A 1677-nucleotide genomic window follows, 5' to 3' on the forward strand; every position below is an offset into this window, starting at 1 on the left:
ACTGCTCCTGCAGAGCCTCTTCTGCTCTGTCTAAAAGCTCTGCCGCCTTCAACGGGATCCCTCCGCCCACCCAGTCTGCCCCACCTTTTGCACACCAAGCTGGTTTCGAGGGTAGCATTTCAGCCACCCCGGAAAGAGTTGGCCTTCTCCCCACCGCTCCTCAAGGTGACTGCAGCGGCAGAACCGAGTTCCAAGTTCTTATGTAGCTCTCCGATAGAAACCTTACAGCATGGAACAGTGAACAACAGGCTTGTCAAAGCTAATACCGACAACAACACCATCTCTCAAGTCGAAAGCCTCATATTGATAAAAAATCGATAAAAAGCTTAATTTATATCAATATCCCTTCATTTTTGCTGTCAATGGCTATCCAATCAAGATGCTGCTAGGCTGTAGGATAATACCAACATACCCTGGAGGAAAGCTGAAGCATCTGGATTGCCGAGCTTATGGGCAATACGGCCCACCTTCAGTCTCTCAAAAACAGGTCAGAGTTAGAGACATTGTTTAACCAACTCAAAATCCAGCTCAGGAAGATTTTTAGCAGGCTAGATCTGTCTATGGGTTTGATGATAGATTTGGCTTTTGACTGAGGAACTTGCAACTTAAACTCTAAAAAACCTTTCCCAAAGACACTCAACACAGCCAATAGAAGTGCATGTCTTGCAGGGCGGGGATCCCGCTTCTCTACAGAGCTCCTGCGATTCGGGAAAATCTGGAATTCAACATCTCTGAAACATTAAGAGAGCCTAAATTTATTCTTAACCTCTGGCAGAGATCCTTGAGCGAGATGTTAACCTAGACTTAACCCAAGAGGTTAGTGCCACTCCCAAAGCCGATCTGCTCACCCTTGATGACAGGGCTCCATTTTTGCCAATTAAAGGGCTGACGTCGCCTGTGAGCTGGGATCGCTTTCCAGAGTTAGAGGGATCCCGGGTGGGGATGAGGCGCTATCTCAGGTATAAACCGACATGACTGGGAGAGTCCTCATGACTAAGCTTGTGATCCAAGGGAAAAACGTCGAGATTACCGACGCCATCCGCAGCTACGTTCAAGAAAAAATTGAGCGTGCTGTCAGTCATTTTGCCCAGATCACCAGTGAGGTTGATGTCAATCTATCGGTAGCCCGCAACCCCCGTATCAGTGCCAGCCAATCTGCCGAAGTGACCGTCTACGCCAATGGCACCGTGATCCGGGCGGAAGAAAGCAGCGAAAACCTCTATGCCAGCATCGACCGTGTGGCCGACAAGCTGGCCCGCAAGTTGCGCAAATACAAAGAACGGAACGGCATTCACCGCGTCCGCCACACCCCCAAAACCTCCGTGGCAGTGGCCCAGCAGCCCGTCACCGATCCGCTAAATACGGAACGGCAAGCGGAGTTACCCGCAGAGGTGGTGCGCACCAAATACTTCGCCATGCCACCCATGACGGTTCAGGAAGCGTTGCACCAGTTGGAGCTGGTGGATCACGACTTCTACGTTTTCCGCAATATCGAAAATGGCGAGATCAACGTTATCTACGTCCGCAACCACGGTGGCTACGGCCTGATCCGCCCCCGCTAAGGCTTGGTGAAGATGCGTGGTGAGCTCTCCTCCCAACTTACTTCTCCAGGATCCAGCGGCACTTTCTATCTGTTGCTACAGCTCACCGATTCTGCCCTGCCGATTGGGGCTTATT

Annotated in this window: 1 protein-coding gene; it reads left to right on the forward strand. The window is 50.9% G+C overall.

Annotated features, from left to right (window positions below; all coding sequences use genetic code 11):
* Positions 1-989: 989 nt before the first annotated feature.
* A complete protein-coding gene (gene hpf, locus NW837_RS07060; protein WP_011434101.1) occupies positions 990-1562 on the forward strand; it encodes a ribosome hibernation-promoting factor, HPF/YfiA family in 573 nt (190 codons plus the stop codon).
* The last annotated feature ends 115 nt before the right edge of the window (positions 1563-1677 follow it).

Source organism: Synechococcus sp. R6-10 (genome assembly GCF_047461815.1).
GTDB lineage: Bacteria > Cyanobacteriota > Cyanobacteriia > Thermostichales > Thermostichaceae > Thermostichus.

Coding starts and splice junctions, on each gene's coding strand:
- hpf (WP_011434101.1), top strand. CDS start 990: ATGACTAAGCTTGTGATCCAAGGGAAAAACGTCGAGATTACCGACGCC.